The following is a 22,989-nucleotide window of genomic DNA, read 5'->3' as shown; positions in this document are numbered from 1 at the left end:
CATCGACAGCCCGCATTTTCTCACATGAAAGCTTGCGCCAAGGAAACTTTTACATCTGCCGTGCGCGGGCGCAAATCCACCGCCGCACACGACTTGGCGCGCAGTCGCATTTCAGCAACGCCGCGTTTTCCCGATTGCCTGGCGGACGCCGCTACGCTATTATGAGAACAATTCTCATTTAGATTAAGCCATCCCGTACGCATGCTGTCCGCCCCTTCCCCGCCGTCCGATTTCCAGTCGCTGTATGCCGAGCACCACTCCTGGCTGCTGCATTGGCTGAAGCGCCGCCTGCACGATGCCGGGCTGGCGGGCGACCTGGCGCAGGATACCTTCCTGAATATCTTCGTTGCGCGCAGCAGTGCCGGGATCGCGCAGCCGCGCCCTTTCCTGGCTACCATCGCCAAACGCCTGCTGGCCAACCACTGCCGGCGCGAAGCGCTCGAACGGGCCTACCTCGACGCCCTGCTGCACCAGCCGCATGCCTGCACGCCGTCGCCGGAAGCGATGTCCCTCCTGCTCGAATCGCTGCAACTGGTCGACCGCGCGCTGGACCAGCTTTCCGCCAAGGCCAGGGCCGCCTTCCTGCTGGCCCACCTGGACGGCATGACCTATGCCGAGATCGCCGCCGAACTGGATACCACCACGCATTCCGTCAAAAAATACCTGAGCAAGGCCAACCTGCTGTGCTTTTTTGCCGTGCCCGATTTTGCCGTGCCCTGAGATGCGCGGCGCCACCGTCTACGCCCAGGGCCAGCCCATCGACCTGGCCATCGCCATGCAGGCGGCCGAATGGCTGGCCACCCTGATGAGCGGTGCCACCACGCCGGCGGAAAAAACGGCCTGGCAGCAGTGGCGCCAGGCGCACCCCGACCATGAGCGCGCGTGGCAGCACATCGAAAGCGTCAGCGGCAGCTTGCGGGAACTCGATGCGCAGGCCAGCCGCAAGGCGCTGCTGCAACGTCCCACCGCGCTCCCGGTCTCGCGGCGCAGCAGCCTGCGGTTGCTGGCGTGGGCATCGACCATCGGCCTCACGGGCTGGTTCGGCGCGTGCTCGGAATACGCGCCCGACTTTACCCGCGCCGCGCTGGCCGACCTGTCCACTGGCGTGGGCGAACGCCGCGAGCTGACCCTGCCCGACGGCACCCGCTTGCACCTGAACAGCGGCAGCGCCGTCAACATCCGCTACACGGTCACGCAGCGCCTGCTGCAGCTGGTGCAGGGCGAAGTCTTCATCGCCACCGCCCGCGAAACGGGCATGCCCTACCGCCCCTTCCTCGTCGAAACGGCGCACGGCCGCGCGCAGGCGCTGGGCACGCGCTACTCGGTGCGCCAGGCGGACGGCAGCACCGAGGTCGCCGTCGAAGAAGGCGCCGTCCGGCTGCTGCCGCGCCAGGGCGATGGCAATCTGCTCCTCCGCGCTGGCCAGGGCGGCGGCATGACGGCGCAACAGGTCTTGCCCGCGCACGCCGTTTCGCCCGACATCTGGGCCTGGCGCCAGGGCTTGCTGCTGGCCGACGCCATGCCGCTGCGCGACTTCCTGCATGAACTGAGCCGCTACCGCCACGGCTTGCTGGGCTGCGACGACGCCGTCGCCGGCCTGCGCATTTCTGGCGTCTTCCCGCTGGCCGACCTGGACGCCGTGCTGCTGTCGCTGCCCGACTCCCTGCCGGTGGACGTGCGCCTGCGCACGCGCTACTGGGTGCAGGTGGAAGCGCGCCAGCAGCGCTGACCATTTATTTTGAGGCCGACGCAAAAAAAGGTACCCGTTTCCGTTTCTCGCGTGACCTGTGTAGGCAACGTCCTTTTTGACGACTACACCACAAGGTAACCATGTCTCTTGCCATTCACTCCAAGCCGCGCATCAAGCGCATGGCGTATGCCATCCAACTCGTCTTCATCGGTTCGGCCCTGCTGCTGAACGCCCAGGCGCCAGCCCTGGCGCAGGAAAGCGCAGCAGCGCCAGCGGCCAGCCTCGACTTCCAGGTGCCGGCCGGCGACCTGGCGACGGCGCTGCGCCAGGTCGCCAGCCAGTCGCGGGTCATCCTCAGCTTCACGCCGGAGCAGACGCGCGGCAAGACGTCGGCCGGCTTGAGCGGCCGCCACGACGTGCTGGCCGCCCTGAACGGCGTGCTGCGCGGCACGGGCCTGAAGGCCGAGCGCAGCGCCAACGGCAGCTATGTGCTGCGCCCGGCCGATGCCGCGGCGGGTGGCGAAGCGCTGTCGATGATGCCGGAAGTGTCGGTCAAGGCGCAGCAGGATGCCACCGAAGGCTCGGGCGCGTATGTCTCCACCCTGCCGATCGCCACGGCCACGCCACTGGGCCTGTCGATCCGGGAAACGCCGCAGTCGGTCAGCGTCATCACGCAGCAGCGCATGCAGGACCAGGGCTTGAGCACGATCGCGCAAGTGATGGCGCAAACGCCGGGCATCACGCTGTATTCGCTGGGCAGCGAACGCACGGGCTTTACTTCGCGCGGCTATTCGATCACCAATTACCAGCTCGATGGCGTCAGCACGCATTCGGAAAACCTGGGCCTCGATGCAATACCGTCGCAAAGCCTGGCCGACATGGCGCTGTACGACCGCATCGAAGTGCTGCGCGGCGCCTCGGGCCTGATGACGGGCGCGGGCGATGCCTCGGGCGCCATCAACATGGTGCGCAAGAAGCCGACGGCGCAATTCCAGGCCTCCGTCGAGGGCGAGCTGGGTTCCCACGATGAGCGGCGCGCCATGGCCGACGTTGCCGGCCCGCTCAACGACGCGGGCACGGTGCGCGGCCGCCTGGTGACAGTGTACGAGGAAGGCGACAGCATCGTCGACGGCTACAGCCGCGACAAGAAAGTGGTCTACGGCGTGCTCGAGGCGGACCTGTCCGCCGACACGAAACTGACGGCCGGCGTCACGCACCAGCGCAAGCGCTCGAACGGATCCCTGTCCTACCTGGGCTTTCCCCTGTTCTACAGCAATGGCAGCATGACGAACCTGCCCCGCTCCTTCAGCCCGGCGGCCACGTCGAATCGCTTCGACACCAATTCGACCGACGTCTTCGCCACTGTGGAACACACGCTGGCGAACGACTGGAAGCTGAAAATCTCGGCCAACCGCGTGCAGTCGTCGCAGGAAGAGCGCTCCGTCTACCTGAACGTCAGCGGCGGCTTGCCCGACCAGACCACGGGCGATGGCCTGCGCCTGAACGCCGACTACCGCGACTACCAGCTCCAGGTCAACAGCGTGGACGTCAACGTGCGCGGCCCGTTCAGCGCATTCGGCCGCCAGCACGAACTGGTGCTGGGCATGGACTACAACGAATTTCAAAGCACGACGGATGCACGTTTCGACAATGGCATCGAGCGTACGCCTGTCAACCTGTACCGCTGGAATCGCACGGCGACGCCCGTGTTTGGCAGCACCAGCACTCCCTACGACAGCACGCGCCGCCAGGCCAGCGCGTATGCCGCCACGCGCCTCAATCTCTCCGAGCGCCTGAAACTGATCGCTGGCGCCAAGGTGCTGCGCTACAGCGAGAATTACATTTTTGGCGTGCCTTCCGACCAGTTTTACAGTACATCGCCAGCCTCGGAGAGCCGCGTCTTCACGCCATATGGCGGCCTGGTGTTCGACATCGACGGCACGCACAGCGCCTACGCCAGTTATTCCACCATCTATCAGCCGCAAGCATCGCAGGACCGCTACGGCAAGCTGCTGGCGCCGCGCGAAGGCAAGACCCTGGAAGCGGGCGTCAAGAGCGGCTGGCTCGATGGCCGCCTGAACACGGCTGCCGCGCTGTACCAGATCCGCCAGGACAACCTGGCCGAATCGGATCCGGGTTATTACGTGCCTGGCACAAAGATTTCCGCCAACCGCGCCATCAAGGGCGCCAGAACCCAGGGCGTGGATCTGGAAGCGACGGGCGCCCTGACGCCGGACTGGAACATCTCGGCCTCGTGGTCGTACAGCCAGACGGAAGACAATACGGGCAAGACCATCCTGGCCACCTTCCCGCGCCACCTGGTGAAACTGTGGACCACTTACCGCCTGCCCGGCGCATTCAAGCGCCTGACGGTGGGCGGCGGCATGAACTGGCAAAGCCGCGTGTATTCCGACATCGATGCGTGGCAGGTCGAGCGCACCCTGCATTGGGAACAGAAGGCGTACTCGGTGGCCAGCCTGATGGCGCGCTACGACGTCAGCGACAAGCTGTCGGCCACCGTCAACGTGGCCAACCTGTTCGACAAGCAGTACACGGCTTCCGTGTCGGACTGGTGGTTGTCGGGCATGCATGGTCCGGCGCGCAAGGTGGCGTTGACCGTGCGCTACCAGTTCTGATGCGCTGAAGGGGGGCGAATATTTCACACTATCGAGGGGCCGGTGATACAATTTTCCGCTTCACGGGCACAGACCATGGCCCGTGCCACCCAAGGAGAATGTGTGAAGGACCTCGCCCCCGCCCTGCCAGCCGATCCGGCCGACCAACCCGCCAATCCCTCGCGCCGGCGCATTTTCCAGGCCGCTTCCGCAGTCGGCCTGGCCGCCAGCCTGCCCGCGCTGGCCGACGCCGCGCCAGCCAGGAAGACCATCGCCAAGGGTTCGCTCGACGCGAAACTCAAGGCGCACGTCAAGAACGTGGTCGTGATCTACCTGGAAAACCGCAGTTTCAACAACCTGTTCGCCAACTTCCCCGGCACCAGCGCGCCCCTGTCCGCCGTCACGGCGGAACAGGCGCAGCAGCTGGACCGCGACGGCAAGCCGCTGGCCACCCTGCCGAAGATCTGGGGCGGCCTGGTGCCGAACCAGCAGAATATCGGCGGCATCGATTACCTGATCAAGGAAGACCAGATTTCCGGCCTGCCCAACGCGCCCTACAAATTGAGCGACGCGGCCGGCAAGCCCCTGCCCGAGAGCATCATCACGCGCGACCTCGTGCACCGTTTCTATAACAATCAGATGCAGATCAACGGCGGCAAGAACGACGGCTTTGCCGCGTGGGCCGACAGCGGCGGCCTGGTGATGGGCCACTACGGCGAAACGTCGAAAAACCTGAACCTGTGGCAGATCGCCGAACAGTACACCTTGTGCGACAACTTCTTCATGGCGGCCTTCGGCGGCTCCTACATGAACCATCAGTTCCTCGTCACGGGCCGCGCCAACGAATATTTCAATGCTTCCGAGACGGCGGCGAAGAAAAAGATCGCCGTGCTGTCCGACGGCCCGCAAGGCGTGCGCCTGGCCATCTCGCCCGACTGCCCCGCCTCGGCGCTGGACGGCAAGCCGAAATACGTCAACGACGGCGCCCTCACGCCGGATGGCTATGCCGTCAACACCATGGCGCCGCCATATCAACCGAGCTACATCCGCCCGGCCTTCGACGGCGACCCGCTGCATGCCGACCCGGCCGACGCGAATACCCTGCCGCCGCAAACCTACGACACCATCGGCGACCTGCTGTCGCGCAAGGGCGTCAGCTGGGCGTGGTATGGCGGCGGCTGGCAAGCGGCGCTCGACCACAAGGGCGGCGGCAGCAAGCCGAACTTCCAGTTCCACCACCAGCCGCTGAACTACTTCAAGCAGTTCGCCCCCGGCACCGCCGCGCGCGCCGAACACCTGCGCGACGGCGGCACGGGCGACAGCCCGATCTCGAACAAATTCCTCGCCGCGGCCGTGGCGGGCAAGCTGCCGGCTGTGACCTTCTACAAGCCGCAGGGCAACCTGAACCTGCACGCCGGTTATTCGGACATCGAATCGGGCGACCAGCACGTGGCCAACGTCATCCAGCATCTGAAGGAATCGCCGCAGTGGAAAGACATGATCGTGGTGATCACGTTCGATGAAAACGGCGGCTGGTGGGACCACGTGGCGCCGCCGAAGGGCGACCGCTGGGGGCCGGGCACGCGCATTCCCGCCATCGTCGTCTCGCCGTACGCGAAGAAAGGCGCCGTCGACCACAGTTTTTATGACACGACGTCGATCCTGCGCCTGATCACGCGCCTGCACGACTTGCCGCTGCTCGAAGGCTTGAAAGTGCGCAACGACGCATTCGCGTCACGCGGCGCGCTGCCGCCAGGCGACCTGACGGGTGCGTTGAGCTTCCGCTAAGCCCCACACAGTGCGGCACGCCTGTGATACACTGCGTGCCGCACTTAAATCCGCAGGACAAGTTTTCCTGCAGGTTATCCCAACAATGAGCCCGACTCCAGTAGCCGGGCTTTTGTTTTGTGGATGAAGTTAAAGCGTATAGACATAGGCGGGCAGCACCTTGCCCGCCCCCTGGCCATCGCAAGCCAGGGACAGAGGTTAGCAAATGAGAGATAAAAAAGACAACGCCACCATCGACTTGCCCGGCTTCGGCCCGCCGCCAGCGCCCGAGGCGCCAGAGCCGGCGCCGGAACCGCAGCGCCGCGCGCGCGCGCGCAAGGTGGCCTTGAAGCAGGTGCAGCTCGAATTGCTGGAGCCGACCGATGCCACGGGCCTGCCCGTGTGGACGCGCGACGCCGGCCTCGATCTGACCGGCTTGCCCATCTGGGCACCCGACAATTAACACCCCATGCCGGCGGCCGTTTGCCGCCGGCTTCCACACCACCATCCGCACAAGGGCGTAGAACGCCTGTAGACTGTGCCCATCCACCCGCTTTTTACCGGCTCCGCCCCTATGAACACCACCACTGACACCACCACTTCCTTTTCCAGCCTGCCGCTGACGCCCGCCTTTTTGGCCAACCTGGACTCGCTCGGCTACCACGAGATGACCACCATCCAGGCGCAAAGCCTGCCGGCGGTGCTCGATGGCCGCGACCTGATCGCCCAGGCGAAAACGGGCAGCGGCAAGACGGCCGCCTTCGGCATCGGCATCCTGCACAAGCTCAATCCGGCCTGGTTTGCCGTGCAAGGCCTGGTGCTGTGCCCGACGCGCGAACTGGCCGACCAGGTGGCCAATGAATTGCGGCGCCTGGCCCGCGCGGCCGGCAACATCAAGATCCTGACCCTGACGGGCGGCGCGCCGATGCGCCCGCAAATCGCCTCGCTGGAACACGGCGCCCACATCGTCGTCGGCACGCCGGGCCGCCTGCGCGACCACCTGGGCCGCGGCACCATCAACCTGAATCACGTGCAGACGCTGGTGCTCGATGAAGCGGACCGCATGACGGACATGGGCTTTTACGAGGAAATCGCCGGCATCGTCAGCGCCTGCCCGGCGCGCCGCCAGACCCTGCTGTTCTCGGCCACGTATCCGGAAGACATCCGCCGCGCCACGGCCTCTTTCCTCGTCAATCCGCTGGAAGTGACGGTCGAAGCGCAGCACGACAACGACAAGATCGAGCAACGCTTCTATGAAATCGGCTTCGACGAGCGCAACAGCGCCGTCGGCAAGCTGTTGAAGCACTTCAAGCCGGAATCGACCCTGGCCTTCTGCAACACCAAGGTGCATTGCCGCGAACTGGCCGAAGAACTGCGCCAGCAGGGCTTTTCCGCGCTGGCACTGTACGGCGAGCTGGAACAGCGCGAGCGCGATGAAATCCTGGTGCTGTTCGCCAACCGCAGCTGCTCCGTGCTGGTGGCCACCGACGTCGCCGCGCGCGGCCTCGATATTTCCGACCTGGGCGCCGTGATCAACGTCGACGTGTCGAAGGACACGGAAGTGCACATCCACCGCATCGGCCGCACGGGCCGCGGCAGCAAAAAGGGCCTGGCCCTGTCGCTGTGCGCGCCGAACGAGAAAAAATGGGTCAAGCTGATCGAGCAGTACCAGAACAGCGCCGCCGAATGGCACGACCTGAAGGAACTGGCGGAAGATGACGGGATGGAGGCGCTGCCGGCGCCGATGGTCACCCTGTGCATCATGGGCGGCAAGAAGGACAAGCTGCGCCCGGGCGACCTGCTGGGCGCGCTGACGGGCGACGCGGGCCTCACCAAGGAGCAAGTGGGCAAGATCAACGTGTTCGAGTTCATGACCTACGTGGCGCTCGACCGCAAGGTGGCCGAAGCGGCCTTCAAGCGCCTGAACGCAGGCAATACGCTGGGCCGCGACTTCGGCAACATCAAGGGCCGCAGCTTCAAGATGCGCTTTATCGAGGCGTAAGCCGCTGTAATGCCCGCAGGGCCGCCATGGCCCTGCACCCCGGATAATCGTCCCACGCGGGATATTGATGGCGGTAGTAGCAGCTCCAGTAACTGACGGCGCGCCGCTGCAGCGTATCCACATACGCGGGGTTCTCCCGCAGGTAGCACGCCAGCGCCTGCGCATTCCAGGCCGGCAGCGCCGCCCCGATTCTCTCGACGATCTCCAGCACGTATTCACCGCACAGGTGCACGACGAACGGCACCGTCCACGCCCGCTCCTGCAGCAACAGCTGTTTTAAACACGCTTCGCGCAGATGGCCATCGTGATGGCGCGTGCCCAGGCACAGGGCGATCACGCCCGCGTCGCCGGGCAGCTGCGTACAGGCCAGCAATCGCTGGCGGTCGTAATACGTGCGCGTCGGGATCAGCAAGGCCTCGCCATCCTGGCATACGGCAAATGGCGGGTGTGCCTGGCTGCTCCCCAGCGCGGGCAGCAGCTGCGCCACAGTGCCGGCCAATGCCGCCGGAAAGGCGCCTGCTTCAAGCATCGCGCTCCTCCTGGCACACTTTGCGCACGCCCAGCGCAGGTTTATCCACCTTTTCAAAGATCACATTCGAATACCATGCGGCCGGGTCGCCTTCGGTGGGCTTGCCCAGCGAAATATAGTAAGCGCCGTAGGTGAACAGGGCCGTGGTTTCCTTGCCTGGCCTGGCCCCCTGCAGGAAGGCCGGCCAGGCCGCCTTGTCGACTTGATTAAAACGCGCGGCCAGCAGCGCCAGCAGGCGCGCGTGCGAGGCCGGCGCATACGGGAACAGATACAGGTATTCGACCAGTTCGCCGCCGTCAGCCAGGCGCGTGACGGCGGCCGTCGCCGCCTCGACCTCACCACCAAAACTGCACAGCACTCCGCCGCTGTAGGCGAAATCGATGACGGTCGCCGGCGCACACGCCTGCCGTTCGCGGTCGACGCCGACGGGCGGCAGTGCGCGCACTTGCGCCAGCAGCGCCTCGCTCGATGTAGCCAGCGCGGGAAAACCGGGGCAGGCGCTGGCCGCCTGGACGGAGTTAGACAAGGCAAGGCAACAACTCAATAGCAGCAAACGACGCTTCACGGCATCTCCAGTTTCATCAGGCGGCCATTATGCAGGACATCTTCACAAAGGCCGCGCCTGTTGCCCCTGCGGCGTATCGTCGATCTCATAGCCGGCCGCGCGCGCCAGTGCGCGCAAACGGTCCGCCTCGGCCCACTGGCGCTCCAGGCGGGCGGCAGCCCGTTCCGCCATCCACGCCTGCACCTGCTGCGGCACTTCCACCTGCGCCGGCTGCCAGGCCAGCAGATCGAGCCCCAGGACCGTATCGAAGCGGGCCATCGTGGCCTTTTTCACGGCGTCGGGCAGCTCGCTTTTCAGCAGCTCCCAGGCCACGGCCAGCGCGCGCGGATAGTTCAGGTCGTCGTTGACGCAGGCCGCAAAACGCGCCAGCCACGCGGGGTCGGCCTCGCCATCCGCCTGGCCCAGGCCGTGCACGGCCACGCGCAAGCGCGCCAGGCCGCTGGCAGCAGCGCGCAAGGCGTCGTCCGTGAAATTGAGGCTGCTGCGGTAATGGGCGCCCAGGCACAGGTAGCGGTAAGCCAGCGGATCGACGCCCTGCTCCACCAGGCTGTGCAAACGTAAAAAGTCACCCGACGACTTCGACATCTTCGCATCCTGCGTTTTCAGGAAAGCGCCATGCAGCCAGAAGTTGGCCAGGCGCGTGCCATGGCGCGCTTCCGTCTGCGCGATCTCGTTGCTGTGATGGACGGCCACATGGTCTTCGCCGCCGCAATGGATGTCGAAATAGCTGCCCAGGTGTTTTTCCGCCATGGCCGAGCATTCGATATGCCAACCAGGGAAACCCAGGCCCCACGGACTGTCCCACTCCATTTGCCGCAGGCCCGGCACGCCGCTGAACTTCCACAGCGCGAAGTCGCAGATGTCGCGCTTCTCGCCCAGGTCTACCCTCTTCCCTGCCTGCAGGCCGTCGCGGTTCAGGCGCGCCAGCTTGCCATAACCGTCCTGGCGCGTCGTGTCGAAATAGATACCGTCATCCGTGCGGTAGGTGTAACCCTTCGCTTCCAGGTCGCGGATGAATGCGATCTGCTCCGCGATATGGTCCGTGGCGCGGCACCAGACGGTGGGCGGCAGGATATTCAACTGGCGCAGATCGCCCTCGAACGCGCGCGTAAATTCGGCGGCGATATCCCAGGCGGACTTGCCGCTGCGGGCGCTGCGGGCCTCGATCTTGTCGTCGCCGCTGTCCGCATCCGACGTCAGATGGCCCACGTCCGTGATGTTCATCACGTGGCGCACCTGCAGGCCACTGAACTCGAGCGCACGGCGCAAGCCGTCGACAAACAGATAGGTGCGCAGGTTGCCGATGTGCGCGTAGTCATAGACGGTGGGACCGCAGGCATACAGGCCCGCCTGGCCCGGGGCGAGAGGGTCGAAGGGGCGCAGGCTGCGGCTATACGTATCGTACAAATGAAGTGTCATGCGGGGCTTTCATGCGCGTTGCGGAAAAAGAAAATGGCCACAGGTTTTTCAACACTGTGGCCATCGGAATGAGGAGTAAAAGTTTAACGGCGCCGGGCCGCTTCCTCACGAAGCCAGGTACACGGACACAGCGCAGCGGCGGCGCGGCGGTATGCAAGGACTGGATGGAAGATGGAGGAAATCATGATGAGAATATCGCATGCACGCGGGCGGGCCGTCAAGCCCTCCCGCAATGCGCGCTTATTTTTTCGCCTGCTCGATATGCGGCAGCAGCACCGTCAGGATGCCCAGCAGCGGCAGGTAGGAGCAGATTTTATACACATAGGCGATGCCCGACACGTCGGCCAGGTGGCCCATGGCGGCGGCGGCGATGCCGGAGACGCCGAACATCAGGCCAAAGAATATCCCCGCGATCATGCCCACCTTGCCCGGCACCAGCTCTTGCGCAAACACAACGATGGCGGAAAACGCGGAAGAAATGACGAAACCGATGATCACCGTCAATACAGCCGTCCAGAACAGGTCGACATACGGCAGCAGCAGGGTAAATGGCGCGGCGCCCAGGATGGAAATCCAGATCACGCGCTTGCGGCCGATGCGGTCGCCGATGGGACCGCCCATGAAGGTGCCGGCCGCCACGGCGGCGAGGAAGAGGAACAGGTACAGTTGCGCCGCGCCGATCGACAGGTGAAACTTGTCGATCAAATAAAACGTGTAATAGCTCGACAGGCTGGCCATGTAGATGTATTTCGAGAACACCAGCAAGGCCAGCACGCCCAAGGCACCCATCACCTTGTTGCGCGACAAGTTCGGTCCATGGCCGCCCGCCTTCGGCTTGAAGCTGGCCAGGTGGCCGCTATACCAATGGCTGACCTTGTACAGCACGCCGATGGCCAGCACGGCAAGCAAGCTGAACCATGCGATATTGCCCTGCCCGCGATTCACGATGACGGCGGCCGCCAGCAACGGACCCAGGGCGGAGCCGACGTTGCCGCCCACCTGGAACAGCGACTGGGCAAAGCCATAGCGTCCGCCCGACGCCATGCGGGCCACGCGCGACGCTTCCGGGTGGAAAGTCGACGAACCGACGCCGATCAGGCCCGACGCGATCAACAGGGTCGGGAAGGTCGAGACGATGGACAGCATCAGCACGCCGGCCAGGGTAAAACACATGCCGACAGGCAACAGGAACGGCAGCGGACGACGGTCCGTGTACAAGCCGATCCAGGGCTGCAGCAACGATGCCGTGCACTGGAACGTCAGGGTTATAAGGCCGACCTGGGTAAAGCTGAGTGAAAACTCGGCTTTCAGCATCGGATAAATCGACGGCAGTAATGCCTGGATCAAGTCATTGAGCAAATGCACGAAGGCGACGGCGCCCAGGATGTGCATGGCCAGACCGGATTGTTGTTGGGAACTAGGAAGCGTGGGCGCCGCCGGCACGGGCGTAGCCAATGCTGGGGCAGGTGTGGTTGTGTGCATGTCTCATCCGCAATAATCGGGCACGGCGGGCGGCCCGGCAAAGAAGCCAGTATAGTATGGTCACTGAACTGATAACTTCCAATAATCGTCGCCCAAGTGACAACCAAGAGACAAGCCCGCACCCCACATGTACACCCAGCAACCCGCCCAGACCCATCCCGATGGCGTGCCGTTCAGCCGCAGCACCAGCTCACACGACTACCAGCACGTGCCGCGCCCCGTGACGGCCATGTCCAGGCAATATGCGGCGGGCGACTATACGGCGCCGCACAGCCACGTGCGGGCGCAGCTGCTGTATGCGACGGAAGGCGTGATGCGCGTCTCCACCGAGCACGGCGTGTGGATATTGCCGCCGCGGCGCGCCCTGCTGATCCCCGTGGGCGCGGTGCATGAAGTCCACATCTTGAGCGAACTGAGCATGCGCACCGTGTACATCGATGCGCAGGTGGCCGCCCCGTATGGCGCCGATTGCAAGGTGCTGGAAGTGAGCCGGCTGTTGCGCGAGCTGATCTTGGCCTTGCTGGCCGAGCCGATCGAATATGCGCTGGCGGGCCGCGGCGACTGGCTGGCGCATTTGATCCTGTCGGAGCTGACGGCGGCCGATACCGTGCCCATCGCCATCCCCTGGCCGCGCGACCGCCGCCTGGTGGCCGTCTGCTCGGCCATCATGAGCGCGCCCGGCAGCCGGCGCAGCATCGAGGACTGGGCGCAGGACGCGGGCGCCAGCGCGCGCACCCTGATCCGCTTATTCCCCAAGGAAACGGGCTTACACTACCGCCAATGGCTGCAGCAAGTCCACCTGGCCGAGGCCTTCTGCCGCCTGGACCGGGGCGAAGGCGTGGCGGCCATCGCCTATGCGCTGGGCTACGCCAGCCCCAGCGCCTTCAGCGCCATGTTCCGCCGCATCCTGGGCCGCACGCCGCAGCATTACCTGAGCGAGTGGCGCGCCGCCGACTAAATGAAAAAGCAGCCCGCGGGCTGCTTTTTTTACATGTTCAAGCTGATTCTTTTTCGCCGGCAATCAAGCGGTAGGCCAGCGCGCCCAGCAAGGCGCCGATGATGGGTGCCAGCCAGAACAGCCACAGCTGGCTGGTGGCCCAGTCGCCCACGTACAGGGCCACGCCCGTGCTGCGGGCCGGGTTGACGGAGGTATTCGTGACGGGAATGCTGATCAGGTGGATCAGGGTCAGCGCCAGGCCGATCGGCAGCGGGGCGAAGCCGGCCGGCGCGCGCTTGTCGGTGGCGCCCAGGATGACGATCAGGAAGAACATCGTCAGCACGATTTCAATGACCAGCGCCGACAGCATCGAATAGCCGCCCGGCGAATGGGCGCCGAAGCCGTTCGAGGCAAAGCCCTTGCTGACATCGAAACCGGCCTGGCCGCTGGCGATCACGTACAGCACGCCGCCGGCCACGATGGCGCCCAGCACTTGCGCAATGATGTATGGCAACAGTTGATTGGCGGGGAAGCGGCCGCCGGCCCACAGGCCGATCGAGACGGCAGGATTCAGGTGGCAGCCCGAGATGTGGCCGATGGCGTAAGCCATGGTCAGCACCGTCAGGCCAAAGGCCAGCGCTACGCCGGCAAAGCCGATGCCAAGGCCGGGAAAGGCGGCGGCCAGCACGGCGCTGCCGCAACCGCCGAAGACCAGCCAGAACGTGCCGAGAAATTCGGCGCCATATTGTTTCATGATGTATTCCTTTAAAGTGACGAGAAAACGTGCCAGGGACGACCAATCGGACCGCTCACCACCTTTGCCCCGCCAGATAGCGACGGCAAAGCACAGCACCAGCAACGCACCGCTGCGTAAGCTGCAGAGCGCGCATAATGACATGATGCCATTATCAATGCAACATTATTGCGTACAATAATGTTAATAGTTCTCTTGACACCTAAAGGTTGTTTTGATAATTCTCACGCCGCAGGACGGCGCATGTACTTGTGTGGCGCCTCCAGTGGCGCAAAACCAAAGCTTGCATACAGGCCATGCGCGTCATCGGTGCCCAGCATCCAGACGACATCGCGCACACGCGCATCGTCGAGCGCGGCGGCCACGATCTGCTTGCCATAGCCGCGCCCCTGGTATTGCGGCAGCACAAACACGTCGCGCAGGTAGGCAAAATCCGTGTAATCGGTGATGACCCGGGCGAACGCCACTTGCTGGCCATCAACATAACCGCCGAAACACAGCGCGTTGGCGATGCCCTTGCGCACCGTTTCCAGCGCCACGCCGCGCTTCCAGTACGACTGCTCGCTCAGGTAGCGGTGGATCATGGCCACGTCCAGCTCGCCGCGTTCGCTGGAAATGCGCAGTGGCGCGTGCATCAGTTCTTGAACAACATGTCGGCTTCGGCGATGCTGGGTTCGCCGAAGTAGACGGTGCGCGAGCCGCCCTTGCCATCGCTGCCGATATACACGCCCGTCATGCTGCGCTCGGCCGGGTCGTACAGGATGGAGTAGCGGTGGCCGCAATTGTGCGGTTCGCAGACACTGCTCAGCAGACGCGCCTTGCCGTCGATCTCGACGGGCTTGAGCGGGCTCGCCACACCATTCGGCACCCAGCGCTGCCGCTTCAGGCCAGCCTTCTTCAGGCCGATATTGAAGGCCTTGCGAAAGGCGTAGTCCGCCTTGTAGACGTCGGGGAAGTACGGGCAGGTGTGGCCGCCGTCGCAGCTTTGCGCCTGCTCGATCAGCGACAGTTGCGGCGTACGCGCGTGCGCCGGCAGGGTGGCCAGCGCCACGGCGGCGCCCAGGAACAGGGGCAGGAACAAACGTGCGGACATGCAATCTCCTAAAAGCATTCAATAATGCGGGCAGCATAGCAGAATGGCATGCTTGCGCGCCCGCCTCAGGGAGAACAGCGGATACCGACGACCCCGTTGACCTTGCCTTCCGCCCATCCCGTCTCGCGCCAGCGGTACACGCCGGGCGCGACGATGATCAACTGCCACTCCACCAGCTTGCCAGCGGCATTGAGGCGGGTTTCATTGTCATAGCGCAAAGTCAGGCTGTGCTCCGTTTCCGCCACCACCGTCGCGGCAAAGCGGTTGGTTTCCCCCAGCTTGCTTTTCCACGTCCGGTCGCTGAAGATCGCCAGCCGCCGATGATCGTCAGACAGCTGCATGCGCGTAAAGTGCCGCGCTTCTTCGCAAACGCTATTCGTATTGACGCTGTCGGACCAGCTGCCAGACAATTGCGCGGCATCAAAAGGAGTCGGAATGGCCGTCACGGCCGCAGTCAGCAGCAAGGTTGCAAGCATAGTTTATCGAAAGAAAACGAAAAAAATCATCATGGCAGGCGCAACGCCAGGGTAATGCTCGACGGCAGCGCGGGCGTGCGCCGGTGCAAAGTCGCCTGCTCATAGGCATACGCCATCGCGATGAGTTGCATGTCGCCGTGCGCAGGGCCGATGAAGGACAAGCCGACCGGCAAGCCCCCGGCCACGCCGGCCGGCACCGTAATATGCGGCAAGGCCGACGGCGCCTGCGCTACGCCATGGCAGGTGGGTCCCACCAGCGCATCGAGGCTGTGCGAGCCCAGCAGCGCTTCGATGCCGCCGGGCCCAGGCGCGGGCGGCATCTCGATCAATTCCGCCCCCTGCTCGCGCAACGCCAGCAGCGCCTGCCCGATCACGGCATCGGTCCCGGCGCACAGGCCGAACAGGCTGCGCGCCACGCCGATGCGGCGCCCATGCAAGCCGGCGGCATCCAACACCACGCCATCGGCCAGGCGCTCGCCGCTCAAGGCCGCGAGCAGCCAGGCCGCCTCGCGCACGCTGGGCGCCATCGGTCCGGCCGTGGCCGGCTCGCCGCCCTGCCCCGCTGCAGTCCTGCCCGTGGGCTTGATGGCGACCAGGCCGCAATTTGAAGCCGGCGCGACGATGGAACCGTCCGCCGCGCTGTCGACGGCGAGGATGGTCAGCCCGGCCCAGCTGGCACTCGCATGCGGCACGCTGACGGCAGCCCATTGGCGCAAATTGCTTTTGCCGATGATGACGGCGCCGGCTGCGCGCAAACGCGCCGCCACAAAGGAATCGCAGCTGGCATGCGTGGCCAGGGGCGCCTGCGTGCGCGTCTTCATGCGGTCGCCCGTGGCGATATTGTCGCGCAAGACGACGGGAATGCCGTGCAAGGGGCCGCGCACCTTGTGCACCTGCCGTTCGCGGTCCATTTCCAGGGCGATTTTCAGCGCATCGGGATTGATTTCAATGCCGGGATAGGCGCGCGCGCCGATGCTGCACAGGGAACGGATGCGTCCCAGGTACTGCGACGTCAGCGCATGGGAACTGAGTTTGCCTGCCTGCATCATCTGCTGTTGCGGCAACACGCCCGCATCGAGCAGATGGGCCATGGGGCTGGCGGGCGCCGTGGCACGGGCCAATACGGGACGCGCCACGCCCCGGGACGCGCCACTGCGTAACATCTGACTGCGCTGCATGCTATCTCCAGGAAACTTCAATGTTTCTACCGCAATAATGTTCTAGCCATAGCATAGCAGTCCTTGCAACACAATTGTTGTTGAAGGGAATTATTTTTTAAGCAAAAAAAACGCCGCCCGAAGGCAGCGTTTCTTGGTGATCCAGCACTGAGGCAAACCAGACCGGCATCTGCCGGGCCATGCGCGCAGCGCAGTGCAAGAATCTATCAGTTGCGTACGACACGCTTGTATTCGTTGGTACGGGTGTCGATTTCGATGACGTCGTCCTGTGCCACGAACAGCGGCACTTGCACGGTGTGGCGGTGTGCGTCGATGGCGTTTTCGATCTTGGCTTCTTTCAGGACGTTGCCCGAAGTATTGCCCTTGACCGCTGGCTCCGAGTACACCACTTGACGGGCGATGGTCGTAGGCAGTTCAACGGAGATAGCTTTGCCGTCGTAGAAAATGGCTTCGCATTCCATGCCATCTTTCAGGTAGTTCAGCGCTTCGCCCAGGTTTTCTTCTTCGATTTCATACTGGTTGTACTCGGTGTCCATGAACACGAACAGCGGATCGGCGAAGTACGAATACGTCACTGGCTTTTTATCCAGAACAACAACGTCAAACTTGTCGTCGCCGCGGAACACGTTTTCCATCGGGGTGTTCGTCAGAAGATTTTTCATCTTCCATTTGTAGGTGAAGCCCGTGCGGCTCGAACCGTTGACATCAGAACGCAACACGATCATTGGCTTGCTGTCGACCATGATGATATTGCCAACACGAATTTCTTTTGCGGGTTTCATAGGAATGTACGTAAAAAGTGGGTTGCATGAAGACCATCTGCCGCCTGTGCGCCATCGGCGCCGCAAGCTTGCGTTTGATCGGTTAAAAATACGTTAGAAATAACCGGGCATTTTACCTTAATTTTTGGCAAGCGCCTATCTCGTCGCGCCAGCGAACGCCAGCAGGTTACTTGCCAGATCGCCATTGGCCTGCATCTGCCGCTGCCAGGCCTGCGCGCGCGCCCGGATGCGCGGCAGGTCGGCTTGCAGGGCGGGCCATAGCTGCGCCCATGGCAAGGCGTCCGCGCTGGCGCCATTCCAGGCCAGCGCCGCCTGCACCAGGCTGTCGATGGCGCCGTCCGCATCGGCCGCATAGCGCTGCAGGAAGGCGCGCAATTTCACGTGATGCAAGTTTTCATCCTGCAGATAGATATGCCAGAGAAACGGCTGGCCCGCCCATTGCGCGCGCACGAAGGAATCCTCGCCGCGTACGAAATTGACGTCGCACGCCCACAGCAGGCGGTCGTAATCGTCTTGCGGCACGAAAGGCAGCACGCGCACGGTGAGCGCGCCGCGCGTGCGCGCCGCGCCGGCCACTGCCGCATCGTCGCCGATAAACGCCTGAACGGCATCGAACGCGACGCCTTCCGGCACCAGGCACGTCACGGGCTCGCTGCCCGCCTGCCAGACTGCAAACAGTTCGGCGACCGGGGCGGACGGGTAGCAGAACAGCGACACCTTCAAGGCGGACATTTCCGCCTCCGTCACGCCGAATTGCCCGAGGAATGCCGCCATGGCGCCCGTATCGGCCTGGAACGCCAGCCTTTTCTCGTCCAGCGCCGCTTCGCGCAACAGGCCGCCCGTCTTGTTCGTGAAGCCGGGAAAGAAGAAATGCTTGATCATGCCGTGGCGCGGCGACGTCAGCGCGTGGCAACCCTCGACCCACTCTTCCGCCGTCAAGCCTTCCAGGTTCAGCCACACGGGATGCGGCGCGCATTGCGCCATGGCGGCGATATAGCCGGGCGGAATGTCGCAGGCAAAGAATTCGATGACGATGTCGGCGATGTCGGCCGGCGCGAATGCGCCATCCTGATCGCGCCAGTGGCGCACCGTGACGCCGGACGCCTGCTGCAGCTCCGCCGCCACATTGATAGCGGGGCAAATGCGCCGGAAACTCGGCAAATCGTCGACCCACAGGGTCACGGCCACGCCATGCTCGCCGTTCAACTGCCGCGCCAGGCGCCAGCAAATGCCGATATCGCCGTAGTTGTCGACGACTTTGCAGAAGATGGCCAAGGTTGGCGCGCGATCGGTAGCTAATGGCATATTCAAAGGGGAAGAGAAAAATGTGGCATGGCAGCCCATAACAAAAAAGCCGCACTGTTACCAGGCGGCTTTTTTGTTGGCTGATTCAGCCGGTCTGGCGTCCCCAAGGGGATTCGAACCCCTGTACTCACCGTGAAAGGGTGATGTCCTAGGCCTCTAGACGATGGGGACAGAAAATCTGTCCTGAATGCACTATTCCGCATCCCGACCTGTTACTGCTTGCGAATCTGGCGTCCCCAAGGGGATTCGAACCCCTGTACTCACCGTGAAAGGGTGATGTCCTAGGCCTCTAGACGATGGGGACAGAAATCTGTCCTGAATGCACTATTTGCATCCTGACCCGGTACTGCAGCAATATTGCAGAAACAAAAAAAGCCTGACTTGTCAGGCCCATTCAGCACTGCACTCTTACTTTACAACTAAATCCTGGCGTCCCCAAGGGGATTCGAACCCCTGTACTCACCGTGAAAGGGTGATGTCCTAGGCCTCTAGACGATGGGGACCTGTGCTGGCTTTACTCTCAGCGGACTCTTCGTTGAAGGCTTTGCTTAGCCCCTCAAAAAAGCGTGCGCGAAGTTTAACACGAAGCGATTCACGAAATCAACTGCCGGCCTTCTTTTTTCCACCTTATTTGTATCATCGCCCCCTATGAGGACAGGATGATGACAGGAAGATATGGAAGCGGCGGTACGCCAGGCACGCAGGGAAAACCGCGCCAACCGTCTGGCGCGGCAAAAGCATTCCTTAACGCAAGATATCGCCCGTACTGGCGATGCGCACGTCATGCATCTGACCCAGATACGCCTCCAGGTAGCCCTTGTGGGATGCGCCGACGATGACCAGCACGCGCATGCCCGGGCGCGCCGCCATGATTTCGCGGATATTCGACGCCATGCGCAAGTTGCGCACCTCCCAGGAGGCCACGTAGTTGCGGCCATAACGCTGCGGCGACGGCTCTTCCAGCGCCGCGCCAAAGTCGCCGCGGAAGGCCAGGTCCGCCTCTGCGGGTCCGTTGTACGCGCGGTAGATCGCCAGCACACCGGCGGGCGTATTCCATTGCCCCTCAAACCCGGCATGGATGCGCTTGCGCTCGGCCGAAGAGGAATTATTCCAGGCCGCCCTGATCGCCTTGGCATACGCCTTTTCATCATCGACAGGCATATCGGACGTATGGTCATCCATGGCATGCACCCGCTCGTGCCCGCCCTTCGCCGCCAGTACGGCAGCAATCTGATAGCTCTCGTTGCGCTGCCCCAGCAAGGAATTGAGGTTCACGGCCAGGGGCTCGCTCACGCCGTCACCGGCGCGCCGCTCATCCGCGGGCAGGCGCAGCCATTGCACCAGCGCCGATGCACGCTCGCCACCGGCCAGGAACAGGGAAGCCAATGCGCGCCGCTGGGCGGCGGACGGCGCCGCCGGCCAGGCGGCCAGCAAACGTTCGGCCTGCGCCGTGGCCGCCACCACATCGAGCCCCGTGGCGGCCCGCGCGGCGGAAGTGTCATAGCAATAGGTTTTCACCGTATCGTCATAGCGCTGCGGATAGGCGCGCAAGTAAGCGCATTGCAAGCCGGAAAGCGCCTCGATCGCGATCGCATCCGGCCGCCAGCCCGCCAGGCGCTCGTTGAGCAAGCTCAATTGAGACGGATCAAACGGCTTTGGCAATTGCGCCAAATGGGGCGAACCGAGCACCAGCACGTCATTGAACGGCCCCTTTTGCAACTTCAGCGCACCGGGATCGAATTTCGCCGCAGGCGGCGCCTCCGCGTGCGCGGGAACGTGCATAACGGCAGCAAGAAAAAAACTGGCAAATACGCGGTGCATCCTGTCTCCTCAGTGTAATGGTCCATTTTTTATCCGCGGGCATGATGAAATCAAGCCGCCTGCCAAATGTAACCACTCCGCAAATCACTGTCAGTTATATCCATGCAACCAATAGGCACAAAAAAAGCCGCCCGAGGCGACTTTGATTTATTCACTACCTGTTTCTGCACTGTTGGCGGAGGTTTGCGGGAGCCAACCACTGACCTCTTGCATGCCATGCAAGCGCACTAACAGCTTAGCCATATTCCCTCGAGCGAAGAAACCACCAGCACAAATAAAAAAAGCCGCTCAAGGCGACTTTGATTTATTTACTACCTGTTTCTGCGCTGTTGGTGGAGGTAAGCGGGATCGAACCGCTGACCTCTTGCATGCCATGCAAGCGCTCTCCCAGCTGAGCTATACCCCCCGGGCGCAGAAACACTGCTACTTCTTTACAACCACAACACCAGACTGAACTGGCGTCCCCAAGGGGATTCGAACCCCTGTACTCACCGTGAAAGGGTGATGTCCTAGGCCTCTAGACGATGGGGACCTCGGTACTACAGTTTTACCACCTTACTTCTGCGCTGTTGGTGGAGGTAAGCGGGATCGAACCGCTGACCTCTTGCATGCCATGCAAGCGCTCTCCCAGCTGAGCTATACCCCCCGGGCGCAGAAATAATAAAAGCCGCACTTGGCGACTTTGTTCCACTACTTGCTTTCCATCCAGATTCCGCTTTTTACGGGCCTGAACTTACAACAATCAGTACAAACAACTGCCACTACTATACCACAACTACCTGGCGTCCCCAAGGGGATTCGAACCCCTGTACTCACCGTGAAAGGGTGATGTCCTAGGCCTCTAGACGATGGGGACCGCGGAACTTCCAAACAACTACTGCACCACTTCAACGACCAACAAAACCTGACTGCGATTTTGCTGCTGGTGGAGGTAAGCGGGATCGAACCGCTGACCTCTTGCATGCCATGCAAGCGCTCTCCCAGCTGAGCTATACCCCCGTTGGTGCAGAAACAAGAGTATAGCAAAGAAGTTTCACTCTGCAAATACCCTTTTTCGTCTATGAGCAACTTTTCATAGGGGAGGTTTCCGCACCGTATTTACACGCTCAATTCGGCGCGGCGATTACAGCCACTTTGCCAGGCGCGCCAGCACGGTCTCGCGGCCGAACATCACCACCACCTGGTCGATGGCCGGCGTCTGCAGCTGGCCCGTCAAGATCAAACGCAAAGGCATGGCCAGCAGCGGCATCTTGATGGTGTTCGCGGCCAGCACTTCCTTGATCATGGCGGCGACGGCTTCCTTGCTCCACTCCACCGTGGCGATACGCTCGGCAAACTGCGCCAGCACGGGCTTGATGGCATCCGTGATGTGCTGCGTGACCAGTTCCGCTTCCGGCTGCGGTTCGCGGAAGAACAGCATCGAGGCGGCAGCCAGCTCATTGACGGTGTTGGCGCGCTCTTTCATCATGCCCAGCACTTGCGCCAGGTCCGGCGCGCCTTCGAAGACGGCGCCGGCGGCGACCATTTGCGGACGCGCCAGGTCGGCCAGGCGGGTATTGTCGGCCTGCTTGATATAGTGGTTGTTCAGCCAGGCCAGTTTTTCATTATTGAACTGGGCCGCCGATTTCGACAGGTGGTTCAGGTTGAACCACTCGCAGAACTGCTCGGTCGAGAACACTTCATCGTCGCCATGGCTCCAGCCCAGGCGCGCCAGGTAGTTCAGCATCGCTTCCGGCAGGAAGCCCTGCGCCGGGTAATCCATCACGCTGACGGCGCCATGGCGCTTCGACAGCTTTTCACCGTCCGCGCCCAGGATCATCGGCAGGTGGCCATACAGCGGCAGCGGTGCGCCGATGGCGCGCAGGATGTTGATCTGGCGCGGGGTGTTGTTGACATGGTCGTCGCCGCGGATCACGTGGGTGATCTGCATGTCCCAGTCATCGACGGCCACGCAGAAGTTGTACGTCGGCGTGCCGTCAGGGCGGGCGATCACCAGGTCGTCCAGCTCGCGGTTGGAAATCGTGATCGTACCCTTGACCACGTCGTCCCACGTCACGTCGCCGTCGAGCGGGTTCTTGAAACGCACGACGGGCTTGCGGTCGGCCGGCACGGCCGGCAGGGTCTTGCCAGACTCCGGACGCCAGGTGCCGTCGTAGCGCGGCTTTTCACCGGCGGCGCGCATGCGCTCGCGCATCGCTTCGACTTCTTCCGGCGACGAGTAGCAGTGATATGCCGTGCCCTCAAGCAGCATCTGCGCCACCACTTCGCGGTAGCGGTCCATGCGCTGCATCTGGTAGAACGGGCCTTCGTCGTGGTCCAGGCCCAGCCACTTCATGCCTTCGATGATGGCTTGCACGGCTTCCGGCGTGGAACGCTCCACGTCCGTGTCTTCGATGCGCAGCACGAAGGTGCCGCCGAAGTGGCGGGCATACGCCCAGCTGTACAAAGCGGTGCGGGCGCCGCCCAAGTGCAGATAGCCGGTCGGGCTGGGAGCGAAACGGGTACGGACGGGAGTAGCGGTTGTGGTCATCGAAGTAATCAGGCTTGAATAAGTAAAACGCCATTTTACTCTGT

20 protein-coding genes and 8 tRNA genes are annotated in these 22,989 nt (G+C 63.1%); 7 read left to right on the top strand and 21 right to left on the bottom strand.

Annotated elements, in window-relative coordinates; genetic code table 11:
- The first annotated feature begins 201 nt into the window (after positions 1-201).
- The 6 genes from O3299_RS02125 to dbpA all read left to right on the top strand — a co-directional run bounded on the left by O3299_RS02125 (position 202) and on the right by dbpA (position 8,074).
- The gene (locus O3299_RS02125; protein WP_305061385.1) at positions 202-720 is read left to right on the top strand and encodes a sigma-70 family RNA polymerase sigma factor; all 519 of its coding nucleotides are present in this window, start codon (positions 202-204) and stop codon (positions 718-720) included.
- Between the two features lies 1 nt (position 721).
- On the top strand, positions 722-1,729 hold the full coding sequence (locus O3299_RS02120) for a FecR domain-containing protein (RefSeq protein ID WP_305061384.1): 1,008 nt from the start codon (positions 722-724) through the stop codon (positions 1,727-1,729).
- Positions 1,730-1,830: 101 nt separating this feature from the next.
- Positions 1,831-4,326: a TonB-dependent receptor gene (locus O3299_RS02115; protein WP_305061383.1), complete on the top strand. Its 2,496-nt coding sequence runs from the start codon at positions 1,831-1,833 to the stop codon at positions 4,324-4,326.
- Between the two features lie 75 nt (positions 4,327-4,401).
- On the top strand, positions 4,402-6,093 hold the full coding sequence (locus O3299_RS02110; protein ID WP_257218671.1) for an acid phosphatase: 1,692 nt from the start codon (positions 4,402-4,404) through the stop codon (positions 6,091-6,093).
- Between the two features lie 205 nt (positions 6,094-6,298).
- The gene (locus O3299_RS02105; RefSeq protein ID WP_077402076.1) at positions 6,299-6,535 is read left to right on the top strand and encodes a hypothetical protein; all 237 of its coding nucleotides are present in this window, start codon (positions 6,299-6,301) and stop codon (positions 6,533-6,535) included.
- Between the two features lie 111 nt (positions 6,536-6,646).
- Positions 6,647-8,074 carry an ATP-dependent RNA helicase DbpA gene (dbpA, locus tag O3299_RS02100; protein ID WP_099664730.1) on the top strand — a complete coding sequence of 476 codons (1,428 nt, stop codon included), beginning with the start codon at positions 6,647-6,649 and terminating at the stop codon, positions 8,072-8,074.
- On the opposite strand, the gene O3299_RS02095 is transcribed toward dbpA, so the two are convergent.
- The 4 genes from O3299_RS02095 to O3299_RS02080 all read right to left on the bottom strand — a co-directional run bounded on the left by O3299_RS02095 (position 8,061) and on the right by O3299_RS02080 (position 12,069).
- On the bottom strand, positions 8,061-8,603 hold the full coding sequence (locus tag O3299_RS02095) for a hypothetical protein (protein ID WP_305061382.1): 543 nt from the start codon (positions 8,601-8,603) through the stop codon (positions 8,061-8,063). The two genes, dbpA and O3299_RS02095, sit on opposite strands and share 14 nt — an antisense overlap.
- The gene (locus O3299_RS02090; protein WP_305061381.1) at positions 8,596-9,129 is read right to left on the bottom strand and encodes a hypothetical protein; all 534 of its coding nucleotides are present in this window, start codon (positions 9,127-9,129) and stop codon (positions 8,596-8,598) included. Before O3299_RS02090 ends, O3299_RS02095 begins: the two co-directional genes overlap by 8 nt.
- Before the next feature lie 81 nt (positions 9,130-9,210).
- Entirely contained in the window at positions 9,211-10,587 is a 1,377-nt protein-coding gene (cysS, locus tag O3299_RS02085; protein ID WP_305061380.1) for a cysteine--tRNA ligase, read from the bottom strand.
- A 240-nt stretch (positions 10,588-10,827) separates the two neighbouring features.
- Positions 10,828-12,069: an MFS transporter gene (locus O3299_RS02080; RefSeq protein ID WP_370385263.1), complete on the bottom strand. Its 1,242-nt coding sequence runs from the start codon at positions 12,067-12,069 to the stop codon at positions 10,828-10,830.
- 127 nt (positions 12,070-12,196) lie between these two features.
- On the opposite strand from O3299_RS02080, the gene O3299_RS02075 reads away from it, so the two are divergent.
- Positions 12,197-13,027 (top strand): helix-turn-helix domain-containing protein, encoded by an 831-nt coding sequence (locus tag O3299_RS02075; protein ID WP_305061379.1) that lies wholly within the window; start codon positions 12,197-12,199, stop codon positions 13,025-13,027.
- A 37-nt stretch (positions 13,028-13,064) separates the two neighbouring features.
- Here the strand turns inward: O3299_RS02075 and aqpZ are convergent, their stop codons facing one another.
- The 17 genes from aqpZ to gltX form a co-directional block, all read right to left on the bottom strand.
- On the bottom strand, positions 13,065-13,760 hold the full coding sequence (gene aqpZ, locus O3299_RS02070) for an aquaporin Z (protein WP_289899133.1): 696 nt from the start codon (positions 13,758-13,760) through the stop codon (positions 13,065-13,067).
- 224 nt (positions 13,761-13,984) lie between these two features.
- The gene (locus tag O3299_RS02065) at positions 13,985-14,395 is read right to left on the bottom strand and encodes a GNAT family N-acetyltransferase (protein WP_251351827.1); all 411 of its coding nucleotides are present in this window, start codon (positions 14,393-14,395) and stop codon (positions 13,985-13,987) included.
- Entirely contained in the window at positions 14,395-14,853 is a 459-nt protein-coding gene (locus O3299_RS02060) for an Ivy family c-type lysozyme inhibitor (RefSeq protein ID WP_180278591.1), read from the bottom strand. Before O3299_RS02060 ends, O3299_RS02065 begins: the two co-directional genes overlap by 1 nt.
- A gap of 65 nt (positions 14,854-14,918) precedes the next feature.
- Positions 14,919-15,329 carry a hypothetical protein gene (locus tag O3299_RS02055; protein ID WP_143451341.1) on the bottom strand — a complete coding sequence of 137 codons (411 nt, stop codon included), beginning with the start codon at positions 15,327-15,329 and terminating at the stop codon, positions 14,919-14,921.
- A 29-nt stretch (positions 15,330-15,358) separates the two neighbouring features.
- The gene (locus O3299_RS02050) at positions 15,359-16,507 is read right to left on the bottom strand and encodes an amidase family protein (RefSeq protein ID WP_305053385.1); all 1,149 of its coding nucleotides are present in this window, start codon (positions 16,505-16,507) and stop codon (positions 15,359-15,361) included.
- 206 nt (positions 16,508-16,713) lie between these two features.
- On the bottom strand, positions 16,714-17,289 hold the full coding sequence (locus tag O3299_RS02045; RefSeq protein WP_034758247.1) for an elongation factor P: 576 nt from the start codon (positions 17,287-17,289) through the stop codon (positions 16,714-16,716).
- Between the two features lie 135 nt (positions 17,290-17,424).
- A complete protein-coding gene (gene earP / locus O3299_RS02040; protein ID WP_305061378.1) occupies positions 17,425-18,594 on the bottom strand; it encodes an elongation factor P maturation arginine rhamnosyltransferase EarP in 1,170 nt (389 codons plus the stop codon).
- A 95-nt stretch (positions 18,595-18,689) separates the two neighbouring features.
- Positions 18,690-18,765, bottom strand: a tRNA-Glu gene (locus tag O3299_RS02035).
- 57 nt (positions 18,766-18,822) lie between these two features.
- Positions 18,823-18,898, bottom strand: a tRNA-Glu gene (locus tag O3299_RS02030).
- A 123-nt stretch (positions 18,899-19,021) separates the two neighbouring features.
- Positions 19,022-19,097, bottom strand: a tRNA-Glu gene (locus tag O3299_RS02025).
- Positions 19,098-19,338: 241 nt separating this feature from the next.
- Complete coding sequence (locus O3299_RS02020; RefSeq protein ID WP_305061377.1) at positions 19,339-20,376, bottom strand: DUF5694 domain-containing protein; 1,038 nt, start codon at positions 20,374-20,376, stop codon at positions 19,339-19,341.
- Positions 20,377-20,745: 369 nt separating this feature from the next.
- Positions 20,746-20,821 (bottom strand) — tRNA-Ala (locus O3299_RS02015).
- Positions 20,822-20,871: 50 nt separating this feature from the next.
- Positions 20,872-20,947, bottom strand: a tRNA-Glu gene (locus tag O3299_RS02010).
- 38 nt (positions 20,948-20,985) lie between these two features.
- Positions 20,986-21,061 (bottom strand) — tRNA-Ala (locus O3299_RS02005).
- A gap of 134 nt (positions 21,062-21,195) precedes the next feature.
- A tRNA-Glu gene (locus O3299_RS02000) sits at positions 21,196-21,271 on the bottom strand.
- A 67-nt stretch (positions 21,272-21,338) separates the two neighbouring features.
- A tRNA-Ala gene (locus O3299_RS01995) sits at positions 21,339-21,414 on the bottom strand.
- A 124-nt stretch (positions 21,415-21,538) separates the two neighbouring features.
- Positions 21,539-22,945, bottom strand: coding sequence for a glutamate--tRNA ligase (gltX, locus tag O3299_RS01990; RefSeq protein WP_305061376.1), 1,407 nt, complete (start codon positions 22,943-22,945; stop codon positions 21,539-21,541).
- Between the last annotated feature and the right edge of the window lie 44 nt (positions 22,946-22,989).

The sequence above is a fragment of the Janthinobacterium sp. SUN176 genome, from assembly GCF_030587335.1.
In the GTDB taxonomy this organism is placed as follows: domain Bacteria; phylum Pseudomonadota; class Gammaproteobacteria; order Burkholderiales; family Burkholderiaceae_D; genus Janthinobacterium; species Janthinobacterium kumbetense.
Note: the sequence above shows the minus strand (reverse complement) of the source record. Positions and strands in the feature narration are given on the sequence as shown.

Bases quoted from the DNA above. Each gene is read 5' to 3' on its own strand.
- O3299_RS02125 (WP_305061385.1), top strand. From the start codon at position 202: ATGCTGTCCGCCCCTTCCCCGCCGTCCGATTTCCAGTCGCTGTATGCC.
- O3299_RS02120 (WP_305061384.1), top strand. From the start codon at position 722: ATGCGCGGCGCCACCGTCTACGCCCAGGGCCAGCCCATCGACCTGGCC.
- O3299_RS02115 (WP_305061383.1), top strand. From the start codon at position 1,831: ATGTCTCTTGCCATTCACTCCAAGCCGCGCATCAAGCGCATGGCGTAT.
- O3299_RS02110 (WP_257218671.1), top strand. From the start codon at position 4,402: ATGGCCCGTGCCACCCAAGGAGAATGTGTGAAGGACCTCGCCCCCGCC.
- O3299_RS02105 (WP_077402076.1), top strand. From the start codon at position 6,299: ATGAGAGATAAAAAAGACAACGCCACCATCGACTTGCCCGGCTTCGGC.
- dbpA (WP_099664730.1), top strand. From the start codon at position 6,647: ATGAACACCACCACTGACACCACCACTTCCTTTTCCAGCCTGCCGCTG.
- O3299_RS02095 (WP_305061382.1), bottom strand. From the start codon at position 8,603: ATGCTTGAAGCAGGCGCCTTTCCGGCGGCATTGGCCGGCACTGTGGCG.
- cysS (WP_305061380.1), bottom strand. From the start codon at position 10,587: ATGACACTTCATTTGTACGATACGTATAGCCGCAGCCTGCGCCCCTTC.
- O3299_RS02080 (WP_370385263.1), bottom strand. From the start codon at position 12,069: ATGCACACAACCACACCTGCCCCAGCATTGGCTACGCCCGTGCCGGCG.
- O3299_RS02075 (WP_305061379.1), top strand. From the start codon at position 12,197: ATGTACACCCAGCAACCCGCCCAGACCCATCCCGATGGCGTGCCGTTC.
- aqpZ (WP_289899133.1), bottom strand. From the start codon at position 13,760: ATGAAACAATATGGCGCCGAATTTCTCGGCACGTTCTGGCTGGTCTTC.
- O3299_RS02065 (WP_251351827.1), bottom strand. From the start codon at position 14,395: ATGCACGCGCCACTGCGCATTTCCAGCGAACGCGGCGAGCTGGACGTG.
- O3299_RS02060 (WP_180278591.1), bottom strand. From the start codon at position 14,853: ATGTCCGCACGTTTGTTCCTGCCCCTGTTCCTGGGCGCCGCCGTGGCG.
- O3299_RS02055 (WP_143451341.1), bottom strand. From the start codon at position 15,329: ATGCTTGCAACCTTGCTGCTGACTGCGGCCGTGACGGCCATTCCGACT.
- O3299_RS02050 (WP_305053385.1), bottom strand. From the start codon at position 16,507: ATGCAGCGCAGTCAGATGTTACGCAGTGGCGCGTCCCGGGGCGTGGCG.
- O3299_RS02045 (WP_034758247.1), bottom strand. From the start codon at position 17,289: ATGAAACCCGCAAAAGAAATTCGTGTTGGCAATATCATCATGGTCGAC.
- earP (WP_305061378.1), bottom strand. From the start codon at position 18,594: ATGCCATTAGCTACCGATCGCGCGCCAACCTTGGCCATCTTCTGCAAA.
- O3299_RS02020 (WP_305061377.1), bottom strand. From the start codon at position 20,376: ATGCACGTTCCCGCGCACGCGGAGGCGCCGCCTGCGGCGAAATTCGAT.
- gltX (WP_305061376.1), bottom strand. From the start codon at position 22,945: ATGACCACAACCGCTACTCCCGTCCGTACCCGTTTCGCTCCCAGCCCG.